Here is a 14,195-nt window from a genome sequence, read left to right as displayed (position 1 = left end):
GACACCCTGTCGATCACTTTCGCCGGAGGCCCGGACGGCCCGCCCGGCGGGCGCCCCACCGACGGCACGGCGCGGCCCCGGAGGGATCGATCCCTCCGGGGCCGCGTCACTGCCGGTGCGCCTCAGGCGTCCAGCGACGTCATGACGTGCTTGATGCGGGTGTAGTCCTCGAAGCCGTACCCGGAGAGGTCCTTGCCGTAGCCGGACTTCTTGAAGCCGCCGTGCGGCATCTCGGCGACCAGCGGGATGTGCGTGTTGATCCACACACAGCCGAAGTCGAGGTTCTTCGACAGGCGCATCGCCCGGCTGTGGTCCTTGGTCCACACCGAGGAGGCGAGGGCGAAGTCGACGCCGTTGGCCCACTCGACGGCCTGGGCCTCGTCCGTGAAGGACTGGACCGTGATGACCGGGCCGAAGACCTCGTTCTGGATGATCTCGTCGTCCTGCTTGAGGCCGGAGACGACGGTCGGGGCGTAGAAGTAGCCCTTGTCGCCGACCTGCTTGCCGCCGGTCTCGACCTTGGCGTGCGCGGGCAGCCGCTCGATGAACCCGGAGACCTGCTTGAGCTGGTTCGGGTTGTTCAGCGGACCGTAGAGCACGTCCTCGTCGTCCGGCTGGCCCGTCTTGGTCTCGGCGGCGGCCTTCGCGAGCGCGGTCACGAACTCGTCGTGGATGGACTCCTGCACGAGGACGCGGGTGGCGGCCGTGCAGTCCTGGCCCGCGTTGAAGAAGCCGGCCACGGAGATGTCCTCGACGGCCTTGGCGATGTCGGTGTCCTCGAAGACGACGACCGGGGCCTTGCCGCCCAGCTCCAGGTGGACGCGCTTGAGGTCCTTGGACGCCGACTCGGCGACCGACATGCCCGCGCGGACAGAGCCGGTGATGGACGCCATCGCCGGGGTGGGGTGCTCGACCATCGCGCGGCCGGTGTCACGGTCGCCGCAGACGACGTTGAAGACGCCCTTGGGGACGATGCCGCCGATGATGTCGGCGATCAGCACGGTGGAGGCGGGGGTGGTGTCCGAGGGCTTCAGGACGACCGTGTTGCCCGCGGCGAGGGCCGGGGCGAACTTCCACACGGCCATCATCATCGGGTAGTTCCACGGGGCGACCTGGGCGCACACGCCGATCGGCTCGCGGCGCACGATCGAGGTCAGACCCTCCATGTACTCGCCGGCCGAGCGGCCCTCGAGCATGCGGGCGGCACCCGCGAAGAAGCGGATCTGGTCCACCATCGGCGGGATTTCCTCGGACCGGGTCAGACCGATCGGCTTGCCGGTGTTCTCCACCTCGGCGGCGATGAGCTCCTCGGCCCGCTCCTCGAACGCGTCCGCGATCTTCAGGAGGGCCTTCTGGCGCTCGGCGGGGGTCTGGTCGCGCCAGGCCGGGAAGGCCGCGGCGGCGGCGGCCATCGCGGCGTCGACGTCCGCCTCACGGGAGAGCGGCGCGGTCGCGTACGCCTCGCCGGTCGCGGGGTTGACCACCTCCGTGGTCCCTCCATCGGCGGCATCGCGGAACTCTCCGTCGATGTAATTGCGCAGACGACGCAGCTCGGTGCTCACTGCCCGGCCCTCCTGTCGGATGTCCAACGACCCAGGTGTCCAGTACCTGAGATACCTGAGTCCCCACCCTAATCCGTGGCTCGACGTTTTCAACACCCCCGATCGCGCCAGAACTGCGAAATCCGCACGTCACGTACCCGTAAACAACGAATTTCATCGCCCGAACCTTGCGCAACTATCGAGACGTCGTGCACAGTGAGGTCGTGGTCAGTCGAAGTGCGGAACCCAGGGACTCACGCGAGTCCAGGAACGGCAGCCCTCAGCTGGATGCCGTCTCCCTCGCCATCATCGAGCAGTTGCAGCAGGACGGACGACGCCCGTACGCCGCGATCGGCAAGGCCGTCGGCCTGTCCGAGGCGGCCGTGCGCCAGCGCGTCCAGAAGCTGCTCGACCAGGGCGTGATGCAGATCGTCGCCGTCACGGACCCGCTCACCGTGGGCTTCCGCAGGCAGGCGATGGTGGGCGTCAACGTGGAGGGCGACCTCGATCCGGTGGCCGAAGCACTGACTGCCATGTCGGAAGTCGAGTACGTGGTGATGACCGCGGGCTCGTTCGACATCCTCGCCGAGATCGTCTGCGAGGACGACGACCACCTGCTGGACGTCATCAACAAACGCATCCGGGCCCTGCCCGGCGTGCGCTCCACCGAGAGCTTCGTCTACCTGAAGCTCAAGAAACAGACCTACATGTGGGGAACCCGATAACCGTGAGCACCAAGGACCTCAGCAAGACCGCGTACGACCACCTGTGGATGCACTTCACCCGCATGTCCTCGTACGAGAACGCGCCCGTTCCCACCATCGTCAAGGGTGAGGGCACCTACATCTACGACGACAAGGGCAAGCGCTACCTCGACGGTCTCGCGGGCCTGTTCGTGGTCCAGGCGGGCCACGGCCGCGTCGAACTCGCGGAGACGGCGTTCAAGCAGGCGCAGGAGCTGGCCTTCTTCCCGATCTGGTCCTACGCCCACCCGAAGGCCGTCGAGCTGGCCGAGCGCCTCGCGCACTACGCGCCGGGCGACCTGAACAAGGTGTTCTTCTCCACGGGTGGCGGCGAGGCCGTCGAGACCGCGTGGAAGCTGGCGAAGCAGTACCACAAGCTCACCGGCAACCACACGAAGTACAAGGTCATCTCGCGCGCGGTCGCCTATCACGGCACCCCGCAGGGCGCCCTGTCCATCACCGGCCTGCCGGCCCTGAAGGCCCCCTTCGAGCCGCTCGTCCCGGGCGCGCACAAGGTGCCGAACACCAACATCTACCGTGCCCCGATCCACGGCGACGACCCCGAGGCCTTCGGCCGCTGGGCCGCCGACCAGATCGAGCAGGAGATCCTCTTCGAGGGCCCCGAGACCGTCGCCGCGGTCTTCCTGGAGCCGGTGCAGAACGCCGGCGGCTGCTTCCCGCCGCCCCCCGGCTACTTCCAGCGCGTCCGCGAGATCTGCGACCAGTACGGCGTACTGCTCGTCTCGGACGAGGTCATCTGCGCCTTCGGCCGCCTCGGCACGATGTTCGCCTGTGACAAGTTCGGCTACATCCCGGACATCATCACCTGCGCCAAGGGCATGACCTCGGGCTACTCCCCGATCGGTGCCACCATCGTCTCGGACCGCATCGCCGAGCCGTTCTACAAGGGTGACAACACCTTCCTGCACGGCTACACCTTCGGCGGTCACCCGGTCTCCGCGGCCGTGGCGCTGACCAACCTCGACATCTTCGAGCGCGAGAACCTCAACCAGCACGTCCTGGACAACGAGGCGAACTTCCTGCAGACCCTGCAGAAGCTGCACGACCTGCCGATCGTCGGCGACGTCCGCGGCAACGGCTTCTTCTACGGCATCGAGCTCGTGAAGGACAAGGCCACCAAGGAGACCTTCACGGACGAGGAGTCGGAGCGCGTGCTCTACGGCTTCGTCTCCAAGAAGCTCTTCGAGTACGGCCTCTACTGCCGCGCCGACGACCGCGGTGACCCGGTCATCCAGCTGTCGCCGCCGCTGATCTCCGACCAGTCGACCTTCGACGAGATCGAGGGAATCATCCGTCAGGTGCTGACGGAGGCGTGGACCAAGCTCTGATCCACCTCCCGACGGCCCCGCCGCGCCGGCCCCGAGCCGACGCGCCGGGGCCGTCGGCGCTTCCGTACGGCTGATCAACACCGGCCCCGGTGCCGCCCGTTCGAGTGAGAATGGGCGGCCCGGGGCCGCGTGCTGTCCGGCCTCCCGACCGCGACTCCCTAGCGTGCGCAGTGACCGATCGGCCCTGCCTTCGTTCCCCCGTCCGGGGGACCGAGCGACCTCGAAGAGGCCGCCGGGCAAGGCACATCAGATCTGAACGAGGTGTACGCGATGGTGGCCCCGCCTGACAACGACGTGCTCTGGGCACGCGCCCTGCACGTCAAGCACAACGGATCGCCCGCGCTCAGCGGTGTCTCGCTCGGCGTCCGAGAGGGCGAGATCCTCGCCGTCGGCGGCCCGCGCGGCAGCGGCAAGACGACCCTCCTGCACTGCCTGTCCGGCCAGCTGCTGCCCCAGCAGGGCGAGGTCTGGTTCAACAGCTCGCCCGTGCACACCATGGGCCCGGTCGCCCGCGAACGGCTGCGCCGCGACCGGTTCGGCTGGATCGACCCGGCGCCGGTCCTGGTCCCCGAACTGAACGCCTGGGAGAACGCCGCCCTCCCGCTGATGCTGCGCGGCTGTGCCCGCCGGGCCGCCAAGACCGCCGCCATGGAGTGGCTGGAGCGCCTCGACATCGGCGGCTGCGCCCGCAAGCGCCCGCACGCCCTGCTCCAGGCGGAGCGGCAGCGCGTCGCCATCGCCCGCGCCCTGGCCCCCGCCCCCACGATCCTGTTCGCCGACGAGCCGACCGCGCCGCTGCACCGCGCCGACCGCGCCCACGTGCTGCGCACGCTCACCACGGCGGCCCGTTCGCACGGCATCACGGTCGTCCTCGCCACCCACGACGCCGACACCGCGGCCCTCGCCGACCGCACGGTGTCGCTGCTCGACGGACGGCGCGTGAACACCGTCCACCTCCCGCCGGTCGCCGAGACGGAAGGCCGGGCCGCGTGCTCGCTCTCCGTCTAGCCCGCGCGGGCCGCCCCCTCGTCCAGCTCCGCCGGCTCCTGGTCGCCGCCGCCTCCGCGGGCACCGGGTTCCTGCTGCTGTGCACGCTGGGCTACGCGATGAGCCACCCGGACGCCTCGGCCGCCGGCGCGCTGCGCCTGGCCTGGTGCGTCGTTCCCCTCGCCGCCACGGTCTACTTCGCCATCGCGGTGGCCCGCACCGACCCCGGCACCCGCCCCCGGCCCGGCCTGTCCGCCGTCGGCCTCGGCCCGGCCCGGCTGATGGCGGTCTCCGCCCTCACCACGGCCCTGTCGACCCTGCTCGGCTCGGCGCTCGCGCTGCTCCTGTTCCTGCAGCTGCGCGGCGATCTGACGGGCATCCCGTTCGACGGGTCGGCGGCCGAGTTCCTCGCCGTCGACCAGGAGCTGCCCCTGCCGGCCGCTCTGACCCTGCTCGCCCTGGTGCCCCTCGCCGCCTCCGGCGCGGCCGCGCTGGCCCTGCGCCCGCGGGACGGCCGTACGAAGGGCGCCGCGCGGGCGTACAGCCTGACCTGGCTGTCGGCACGGCAGACCGCGGTCGCGAGCGCTCCCGCGCGCGCGGTCCTGCCCGGCGCACAGCCGGACGGCCGCGGCACGCCCGCCACCGCCGCCCCGGCCGAGACCCCCGAGGTGCCGGAGGCGTCCGAGGCGTCACCGTCGGACACCGCCGGCAGCGGCGTCCACTGGACCAACGCGGAGCATGCCGCCGGTGAGGCGCCGGCGCGCGTCGGCGCACAGGACCGCTCCGGCGCCCTCACCCGGGGCAGGACCGGCGCGGAGGCCGCGGGTGAGGGTGCGGACGCCGCCGCCCGTCCGGTCGCGCGGACGGGCTCCCGGGAGCTGCCCGCGGAGACCGCGCCGAACGGTCTCCCCTGGGGTGCTGCCGCGGTGGCGGCCGGGCTGGCCGTGGAGACCTACGCGAGCCGTTCCGGACCGGCGCCCGCGCTGGCGCTGCCCGGCGGTTTCGTCGGCGGTCCGGCCGGAGTACTGGCCGGCTGGGTGCTGACGGCGGTCGGACTCGCCCTCGCGGGACCCGCGATCACGTATCTGTGCGGGCGGCTGCTCCAGGCGGTACGGCCGGGCGCGCTGCGGCTGCTGGCCGGCCGGGTGCTGCAGGCGGAGGCACGGCGCATCGGGCAGCCGCTCGGCGTGGTGTGCGCGGTGGCGTCGGGCGCGTTCGCGGCGACGGCGCTGTACACCGGCTCCCGGCCCGCGTTCGGTCCGCTGACCACACTCGGCGGCCTGCTCGTCGCCGGGTGCACACTGCTGACGCTGGCCACGGCCGCCGTCGAGGCGAAGCAGGCGCGCGCGGACACCACGGCGGCCCTGCTGCGGCTGGGGGCGCCCGCCGCGACGCTGCGTGCCGCGGCGGCCCTGCGGGTCGGCACACTGTTCGCCGCGTTCGCCCCGCTGACCTGGGCCGTCGCCGAGCTGGCCGCCCTGCCGCTGATCAACTGACCGGCCCACGGCGGTCTCCGCCCGGATCTCCGGATAAATGTCCCGCGCGGTGCGATGAGTTCCGCGCGGACCACCGGTCTAACCCTGCGAACGGCACAACGCCACCCGCACAACGCGAACGGGAGACCTCAGATGTACCAGCAGATGATCTTCGTGAACCTGCCCGTGTCCGACGTGGACACCTCGAAGAAGTTCTTCACGGAGCTCGGCTACACGATCAACCCGCAGTTCTCCACCGACGACTGCGCCTGCGTGGTCATCAGCGACACGATCATCGCGATGATGCTCAGCAAGCAGCGCTACGCGGACTTCACGAAGAAGCAGATCGTGGACGCGACCAAGGGCAGCGAGGTGCTGCTGTGTCTGAGCGCCGAGAGCCGCGAGAAGGTCGACGAGCTGGTCGACCGTGCGATCGCCGTCGGCGGTTCGTCTACGGGTGAGACCCAGGACCAGGGCTTCATGTACGGCCGGTCCTTCGACGACCCGGACGGCCACTCCTGGGAGGTCGTGTGGATGGACCCGGCGGCGGTCCAGGGCTGAGCACCCACCCACTCCCGGTTCGAGTCCCGGGGCCGGAGCGCGGTACAGGGGTTCGCGCACCGGCCCCGCCGCCGTTCCCGGCCGCCTTGCGGGTACCCGCCCGGGCCGCGGACCGCCGCCCCTAACATGGCCCGGTGCAGCCGACACCTCTTCACGCATCCCATGACCGTGAGATCGAGTCCCTCGCCGAGTTCGACGAGGTCGTCTCGTCGGGCGGCTCGCTCGCCCGGTTCCGCATCCAGGCCATCGATCTGACGGACCGTACGCGGGCCCTGCTGGCCGCCGACACCACGGACACCGTCTTCCTCGGCTGCTCCATGGACTCCGAGGCGGCGGCCAAGGTCCGCGCGTCGGGCGCCCTCGTCTTCCCGCCGGTGCCCGGCCTCCCCCTCGACCCCTACCGGGGCCGCCTCTACTCACCCACCGAGCTGTTCGACGGGCTCGAAGCCGGCTACGAGGCGACGCCCGACGCCCGCGCGTACGCCTGGTTCCAGCAGACCAGGGCGGACGGCGACATCTTCGCGTCGACGGTGCGCGCCATCCACGACGACTCGGTCTCCGACGCGCTCGACGAACTCCTCGCGGGAGCGCGGGTGGTCGGTGTGATGGGCGGCCACGCGATGGCACGCGGCACGGAGGAGTACGCAGGGGCCGCACGGCTCGGCCGCGACCTGGCGCGCTCCGGCCTCATGGTCGCCACCGGCGGAGGCCCGGGCGCCATGGAAGCCGCCAACCTCGGCGCGTACGCGGCCCCCTTCGACGACGGCATGCTCGACGAGGCGCTCGCGGTCCTGGCCGGGACGCCGTCGTTCACCCCGTCGGTCACCGACTGGGCGCGGGCCGCCTTCGCGGTGCGCGAACGCTGGCCGTCCGGCGGGCCCTCGGTGGGCATCCCCACCTGGTTCAACGGCCACGAGCCGCCGAACGCGTTCGCCGTCCACATAGCCAAGTACTTCGCCAACGCAACGCGCGAGGACGGCCTGTTGGCCCGCTCGAACGCGGGAGTCGTGTTCCTGCCGGGCGCCGCCGGGACCGTACAGGAGATCTTCGACAACGCGACGCCGAACTACTACGAGTCACGGGGCGAGCCCACTCCCATGGTCCTCGTGGACCGGGTCCACTGGACCGAGCGGCATCCCGCCTGGCCGTTGCTCCAATCCCTGGCGCGGGAGCGGGCGATGGAGTCGAGGATCGCTCTCGTCGACCGGATCGATGACGCTCCGGAGGCACTCAAACACCTTGCCGGTTAATGTCTCGGCAAAGCCAACGGCGGTCCGGCGTCTACGCATTGACAGCCCTTAGGCAACGCTTATAAACCTGTGAAACTCGTGGGGGTGCTGTTGCCAATGAACGAAGCGCAGCAAATCCCCCGACACCCCCCGCAGTTGCGCAACCTGTGAAGGGCAATCGTGTCCATATCTCGACGCACCGCACGTACCGTGCGAATCCTCGGCGTTGCCTCCGCCTCTGCCGCGCTCGCGCTCGGCGTGGCGGGCAACGCACTCGCCTGCAACATCCGTGACTTCTCGGCCGTCGCATCCTGCGACAACGGGAAGGGCAGCATCACCGTGACCGACACGGACGCCTCCGGCAAGGAAGCGACCGTCACGGTCTTCCTGGAGTCGAACGGCGCCGACGCCAAGCAGATCGGCAGCGAGAAGGTCAAGGGCACCCGTGACGGTGCCACCGTGACGTTCTCGGAGAACTGGGGCCCCAAGGCCCAGTACCGGATCCACGTCGACGTCCCGGGCCTCGTCAACGAGGACGTCTCGCCGACTCTCACCACGTCGGCCGAGGGCTGTGCCTCGGAGTCCCCGTCGCCTTCCGGGACCCCGTCGGCCTCGGACACCCCGAAGCCGTCCGAGAAGCCTTCGGACGCGGCTACCCCCTCGGCCGAGGAGAGCAGCAGCACCGCTCCGGCGGCCGCGGGCGACAACTCGCCGTCGGCCGCGGCCGGTGAGTCCAACCTCGCCGAGACCGGCGCCAGTTCCAACACCCCGATGATCGCCGGTATCGCCGGTGCGCTCGTCGTCGTCGGTGGCGGAGCGGTCTTCTTCGGCATGCGTCGCCGTGGCGCCCCGAAGGCCAACTGACCCACCCCGCACGACCGTGTGGCCCGTCTCCTTCCCGGAGGCGGGCCACACGTCCGTTCCGCCCCGGACCCGAGGAGCTAGCCGCCGAGCAGCACGACCTCCGCGGGGTCGAACCGCACCCCGACCGTCTCACCGGGCTCCGGCGCCTCCCGCAGCGCGCACGCCGCCTCCAGTTCCGGCGCGTCCCGAGGCCGGAGCCGTACGGCGACGTGGGTGCCCCGGAAGGTGCGTGCGGCGACCGTGCAGGGCAGCCCGTCGGCCGGGGCCACCAGCCGGACGCCGGCGGCCCGTACGAGGAGCGTGCCGGGCCCCTGCGTGGCGCCCTCCGGCACCGGGACCTTCCCCCAGGGGGTGTCGGCGGCCTCGCCGCTCACGGTGGCGTCCACCACGTTGTCGAAGCCGAGGAACCGGGCCACGAACGCGTCCGCGGGCTGCTGCCAGACCTCAAGGGGCGTGCCGGACTGGGCGATCCGTCCGTCGCGCATCACCACGACCCGGTCGGCCAGCGCGAACGCCTCCCCCTGGTCGTGCGTGACCGCGAGCACCGTCGTGCCCAACTCGCCGAAGAGGCCGCGCAGTTCGACGACGAGCCGTTCGCGCAGCGAGCGGTCCAACTGGCCGAGCGGTTCGTCGAGCATCAGCAGGCGGGGGCGCGGGGCGAGCGCCCGGGCCAGCGCGACGCGTTGCTGCTCCCCGCCGGAGAGGGAGGCGACCGCCCGGTTCCGCGCACCGGGCAGGCCGACGAGTTCGAGCAACTCCGCGACCCGCTCGGCCTGTTCACTCTTCGGCGCGCCGTGCATACGCAGCCCGAAGGCGACGTTGCCGCCGACGTCCCGCTGCGGGAAGAGCTGGTGGTCCTGGAACATCAGGCCGACGCCCCGCCGGTGTGCGGGCACGCCCGCCTGGTCGCGCCCGTCCAGCGTCACGCGGCCCGCGTCCAGCGGCTGGAGACCGGCGACCGTCCGCAGCAGTGTGGACTTGCCGCTGCCGCTCGGCCCGAGCACACAGACGATCTCGTGCTCGGCGACATCGAGGTCGACCGCGTCGAGCACGGCCCGTCCGCCGAATCGTACGGTCGCGGCCCTGAGGCTCAGCAGCATCTAGAACTCCCCGGTCCGGTCGGTGCGTACCCGCTCCAGCAGCAGCAGCGCGGCCGCGCACACCACCATCAGGATCGTCGAAAGGGCCATCGCCTGGCCGTAGTTGAGATCGCCCGCGCGCCCGAGCAGCCGGGCCACGGCGACCGGCAGCGTCGGGTTGTCGGGCCGTGCGATGAAGACCGTCGCCCCGAACTCCCCGAGGGAGACGGCGAACGCGAACCCGGCGGCGACCAGGAGGGCGCGCCGCACCATCGGCAGATCGACCTCGCGCCACACCCGCCACGGTGACGCCCCGAGCACGGCCGCGGCCTCCCGCAGCCGCCCGTCCACGGCCCGCAGCACGGGCAGCATCGTGCGGACGACGAAGGGGACCCCGACGAGCGCCTGCGCCAGCGGCACGAGGATCCAGCTGCCGCGCAGGTCCAGGGGCGGCTCGTCCAGGGCGATCAGGAAGCCGAAGCCCACCGTCACCGCGGAGACGCCGAGGGGCAGCATCAGCAGGGCGTCGAAGCCCCGTACGAGACGGCCCGCGCGGCGCGTCAGGGCCGCGGCCGCCAGACCGCCGATCAGCACGGCGATCGCGGTGGCGGCGAGCGCGTACTCCAGCGAGTTGCCGATCGCGGCGATCGGGGCGACGAGGAAGGTGCCCCCGTCGTCGTCGGCCAGCGACCGGTAGTAGCGGAACCCCGGGGCGTCGAGGGAGCGCTGGACGAGGACGGCGAGGGGCAGCACGAGCAGGACGGCGATGCTCGCCAGTACCCCGGCGAGGAGCGCCCACTGCCCGGCGCCGCGCGGCCTGCGCGCGGTCGTCCGCGCGGACACCAGCCGCAGCGCGGCCTCGCGGCGGCGGACGGTCGCCGCGTGCACGGCGAGGATCGCCCCGACCGCCGCGAACTGGATGATCGTCAGCACCGCCGCCGTCCCGAGGTCGAAGATCTCGGAGGTCTGCCGGTAGATCTCGACCTCCAGGGTCGAGAAGGTGGGGCCACCGAGGATCTGCACCACACCGAACGAGGTGAAGGTGAAGAGGAAGACCATGAGGGCGGCGGCGGCCACGGCGGGGGCGAGCGCCGGAAGCGTCACCCTGCGCCAGGCCGCGAGGCGCGAGGCGCCGAGCATCCGCGCGGCCTCCTCCTGCCGCGGGTCGAGCTGCGACCAGAGCCCGCCGACGGTCCGTACGACCACCGCGTAGTTGAAGAAGACGTGTGCGAGCAGGATCGCCCACACCGTGGTGTCCAGGCGTACGCCCCACAGCTCGTCGAGCAGCCCGCCCCGGCCGACGAGGGCGAGGAACGCGGTGCCCACGACGACGGTCGGCAGCACGAACGGAACGGTCACCACGGCCCGCAGGAGCTGTTTGCCCCGGAACTCGAAGCGCGCGAACACGTACGCGCCGGGGAGCGCGATCAGCAGCGTGAGCGCCGTGGAGGCGAGCGCCTGCCACGTGGTGAACCACAGCACGTGCCGGATGTCGGGCTGGGCCAGGACGTCCCAGAGCCGGCCGAACCGCCAGCCGCCGTCGACGTGCAGCCCGCGCGCGACGATCGCGACCACCGGGTAGGCGAAGAACACCGCGAAGAACGCGACGGGCAGGGCCATGAGGCCGAGCCGTGTCGCGCCCTGCCGCCGGGCCGCGCGCGGGTTCCGCCCGGCTACTTCAGTACGAGCGAGGTCCACGACTTGACCCACTGGTCGCGGTCGGCTGCGATCTTCGCGGGGGCCAGGGTCTCCGGGTCCTTGGCCTGCGGGCCGAACTTCGTGAACTCCTCGGGCACCTCGGCGGTGTCGGTGACGGGGTACACGAACATGTTCAGCGGCATGTCCTGCTGGAACTCCTTGGTCAGCAGGAAGTCGACGAGCGCCTTGCCGCCCTTGGTGTTGGAGGCGTTGCTGAGGAGTCCCGCGTACTCGACCTGGCGGAAGCAGGTGCCGTCCACGACGCCGGTCGGGGCGGTGGTGGGCTTCGGATCGGCGTAGACGACCTCGGCGGGCGGCGAGGAGGCGTACGAGACGACGAGGGGCCGGTCGCCCTTGGCCTTCTTGCCGCCGGCCGACCCGGAGAACTCGTCGTTGTACGCCTGCTCCCAGCCGTCCACGACCTTCACGCCGTTGGCCTTGAGCTTCTTCCAGTAGCCCTGCCACTGGTCGTCGCCGTACTTCGCGGCGGTCCCGAGCAGGAAGCCGAGACCGGGCGAGGAGGTCGACGCGTTCTCGGTGACGAGGAGGTTCTTGTAGGCGGGCTTGACCAGGTCGTCGAACGACTTCGGCGGCGCCAGGTCGTGCTTGGTGAAGTACGCCTTGTCGTAGTTGACGCAGATGTCGCCGGAGTCGATGGGCGTGACCCGGTGCCTGTCCTGGTCGACGCGGTACTGCTGGGCGATCCCGTCGGAGCCCTTGGCCTCGTAGGACTGGAAGAGCCCGTTGTCGAGGGCCCGGCTCAGCAGGGTGTTGTCGACGCCGAAGAAGACGTCGCCCTGCGGATTGTCCTTGGTCAGGATCGCCTTGTTGACGGCCTGCCCGGCGTCGCCGTCCTTGAGGACACGGACCGTGTAGCCGGACCGCTTCTCGAAGTCCTTGAGCACGCTCTTGGAGACGACCCACGAGTCGTGGGTAACGAGCGTGACGGTCTTCGGGTCTCCCGAGGCGCCGGCGTCGGACGAGCCGCACGCCGACAGGACGGGCAGCGTGACGAGGCTCAGCCCGACGGCCGTCGCCGCGAACCGCTTGCTGGTGGTGCTCACTGATTCCTCCTGGCTGACCAGGAAGAGACGCGGCCCTGCCCGGGAACTCTGACGGATCCCGGGCAGGGCGCAACAGCTTGAGTGATGACCGAACTTCCTACCCAGAATGACCTGGGCAAGGTTCAGAGGGTCTGCGGTCTGTCCCGCACTCTCAGCGCTGTGGCGCTCCCCTGTCGGAATATGAAGATGTGAAGGGTATGACGTTGTACGGACGCGTCTCAGACTACCGCTCGGTCGCGGCGAGCTGACCGCACGCTCCGTCGATCTCCTGTCCGCGGGTGTCCCGGACGGTCACCGGCACGCCGTGGGCGGCGATCGCCTCGACGAACGCCTTCTCGTCCTCGGGCCGCGAGGCGGTCCACTTCGAACCCGGGGTCGGGTTCAGCGGGATGAGGTTGACGTGCACCGGCTTGCCCTTGAGCATCCGGCCGAGCCGGTCGCCCCGCCACGCCTGGTCGTTGATGTCCCGGATGAGGGCGTACTCGATGGACAGGCGCCGCCCGGACTTCGCGGCGTACTCCCATCCGGCGTCCAGCACCTCGCGCACCTTCCACCGCGTGTTCACGGGGACGAGGGTGTCGCGCAGCTCGTCGTCCGGAGCGTGCAGGGAGATCGCGAGACGGCACTTGAAGCCCTCGTCGGAGAACCGGTTGATGGCGGGCACGAGGCCGACCGTCGACACGGTGATACCGCGCTGCGAGAGGCCGAGGCCGTCCGGCTCGGGGTCGGTGAGGGCCCGGATCGCCCCGACCACGCGCTTGTAGTTGGCGAGCGGCTCGCCCATCCCCATGAAGACGATGTTGCTCAGCCGCGCCGGGCCACCGGGGATCTCGCCGTCCCGCAGCGCCCGCATCCCGTCGACGATCTGGTGCACGATCTCGCCCGTCGACAGGTTCCGGTCGAGGCCGGCCTGTCCGGTGGCGCAGAACGGGCAGTTCATCCCGCAGCCGGCCTGCGAGCTGATGCACATCGTCACCCGGTCCGGGTAGCGCATCAGCACGGATTCGACGAGCGTGCCGTCGAAGAGCCGCCACAGGGTCTTGCGGGTGGTTTCCTGGTCGGTCGACAGATGCCGGACGACGGTCATCAGCTCGGGAAGCAGCGCTTCCTGGAGCTTGCCCCGCGAGGCGGCCGGGATGTCCGTCCACTGCTCGGGGTCGTGCGCGTACCGGGCGAAGTAGTGCTGCGAGAGCTGCTTGGCGCGAAACGGCTTCTCACCGATCGCGGCAACCGCCTCTTTGCGCTCGGCAGGCGTGAGATCGGCAAGGTGCCGCGGCGGCTTCTTGGCTCCGCGCGGCGCTACAAAGGTGAGTTCTCCGGGCTTAGGCATGGCTGTACCAGTGTCGCAGATCGGATCGCATGACCCGGGCCGCGGATGTTCCGGTGCGGGCGGACCGGGCAGGAGCCGCCGGATTCGGGGCTCCCCGCCCCTTGCGCCCCGCCCGGCCACCGGCGCACAGTGCCCGCCGGGGCCACTCGCGACCGGCCTGTTCCGGCAGAGTGCTCTCACCACATGCCGCTTGGACCTAGAATCGAACTCGTGTCCGATAACGTGTCCCGTCCGGAGCGCCCCCGCGCTGCCCACGCCCGGCTGGCCCGGCAGCC

At 71.1% G+C, this 14,195-nt stretch carries 12 protein-coding genes and 1 riboswitch; of the genes, 7 read left to right on the top strand and 5 right to left on the bottom strand.

Annotated features, from left to right (window positions below; all coding sequences use genetic code 11):
- Positions 1-122 precede the first annotated feature (122 nt).
- Positions 123-1,562 (bottom strand): gamma-aminobutyraldehyde dehydrogenase, encoded by a 1,440-nt coding sequence (locus ABZT74_RS16530; RefSeq protein WP_355867980.1) that lies wholly within the window; start codon positions 1,560-1,562, stop codon positions 123-125.
- A gap of 188 nt (positions 1,563-1,750) precedes the next feature.
- Here ABZT74_RS16530 and ABZT74_RS16525 point away from each other — a divergent pair, with 188 nt between their 5' ends.
- The 7 genes from ABZT74_RS16525 to ABZT74_RS16495 all read left to right on the top strand — a co-directional run bounded on the left by ABZT74_RS16525 (position 1,751) and on the right by ABZT74_RS16495 (position 8,749).
- Complete coding sequence (locus ABZT74_RS16525) at positions 1,751-2,266, top strand: Lrp/AsnC family transcriptional regulator (RefSeq protein WP_081219687.1); 516 nt, start codon at positions 1,751-1,753, stop codon at positions 2,264-2,266.
- On the top strand, positions 2,251-3,633 hold the full coding sequence (locus tag ABZT74_RS16520; RefSeq protein WP_355867976.1) for an aspartate aminotransferase family protein: 1,383 nt from the start codon (positions 2,251-2,253) through the stop codon (positions 3,631-3,633). Before ABZT74_RS16525 ends, ABZT74_RS16520 begins: the two co-directional genes overlap by 16 nt.
- 270 nt (positions 3,634-3,903) lie before the next feature.
- Positions 3,904-4,641: an ATP-binding cassette domain-containing protein gene (locus ABZT74_RS16515; protein ID WP_356169792.1), complete on the top strand. Its 738-nt coding sequence runs from the start codon at positions 3,904-3,906 to the stop codon at positions 4,639-4,641.
- On the top strand, positions 4,623-6,116 hold the full coding sequence (locus ABZT74_RS16510; protein ID WP_356435530.1) for a hypothetical protein: 1,494 nt from the start codon (positions 4,623-4,625) through the stop codon (positions 6,114-6,116). The genes ABZT74_RS16515 and ABZT74_RS16510 overlap by 19 nt, the downstream gene beginning before the upstream one ends.
- Before the next feature lie 132 nt (positions 6,117-6,248).
- Complete coding sequence (locus ABZT74_RS16505) at positions 6,249-6,656, top strand: VOC family protein (RefSeq protein WP_355867968.1); 408 nt, start codon at positions 6,249-6,251, stop codon at positions 6,654-6,656.
- A 134-nt stretch (positions 6,657-6,790) separates the two neighbouring features.
- The gene (locus ABZT74_RS16500; RefSeq protein WP_356435528.1) at positions 6,791-7,906 is read left to right on the top strand and encodes a Rossmann fold nucleotide-binding protein; all 1,116 of its coding nucleotides are present in this window, start codon (positions 6,791-6,793) and stop codon (positions 7,904-7,906) included.
- Between the two features lie 159 nt (positions 7,907-8,065).
- A complete protein-coding gene (locus ABZT74_RS16495) occupies positions 8,066-8,749 on the top strand; it encodes an LAETG motif-containing sortase-dependent surface protein (RefSeq protein ID WP_355867964.1) in 684 nt (227 codons plus the stop codon).
- A 77-nt stretch (positions 8,750-8,826) separates the two neighbouring features.
- On the opposite strand, the gene ABZT74_RS16490 is transcribed toward ABZT74_RS16495, so the two are convergent.
- The 4 genes from ABZT74_RS16490 to rlmN form a co-directional block, all read right to left on the bottom strand.
- On the bottom strand, positions 8,827-9,849 hold the full coding sequence (locus ABZT74_RS16490) for an ABC transporter ATP-binding protein (RefSeq protein ID WP_355867962.1): 1,023 nt from the start codon (positions 9,847-9,849) through the stop codon (positions 8,827-8,829).
- Positions 9,850-11,526: an iron ABC transporter permease gene (locus tag ABZT74_RS16485; RefSeq protein WP_356435525.1), complete on the bottom strand. Its 1,677-nt coding sequence runs from the start codon at positions 11,524-11,526 to the stop codon at positions 9,850-9,852.
- Positions 11,502-12,590 (bottom strand): thiamine ABC transporter substrate-binding protein, encoded by a 1,089-nt coding sequence (locus ABZT74_RS16480; RefSeq protein WP_356435522.1) that lies wholly within the window; start codon positions 12,588-12,590, stop codon positions 11,502-11,504. Before ABZT74_RS16480 ends, ABZT74_RS16485 begins: the two co-directional genes overlap by 25 nt.
- A 76-nt stretch (positions 12,591-12,666) precedes the next feature.
- Positions 12,667-12,772, bottom strand: a riboswitch (TPP riboswitch).
- A 41-nt stretch (positions 12,773-12,813) separates the two neighbouring features.
- Positions 12,814-13,920 carry a 23S rRNA (adenine(2503)-C(2))-methyltransferase RlmN gene (gene rlmN / locus ABZT74_RS16475; protein ID WP_355867956.1) on the bottom strand — a complete coding sequence of 369 codons (1,107 nt, stop codon included), beginning with the start codon at positions 13,918-13,920 and terminating at the stop codon, positions 12,814-12,816.
- Between the last annotated feature and the right edge of the window lie 275 nt (positions 13,921-14,195).

It is taken from the genome of Streptomyces sp. NPDC005302 (genome assembly GCF_040607345.1).
GTDB lineage: Bacteria > Actinomycetota > Actinomycetes > Streptomycetales > Streptomycetaceae > Streptomyces.
This window is presented reverse-complemented; position numbering and strand designations above follow the sequence as displayed.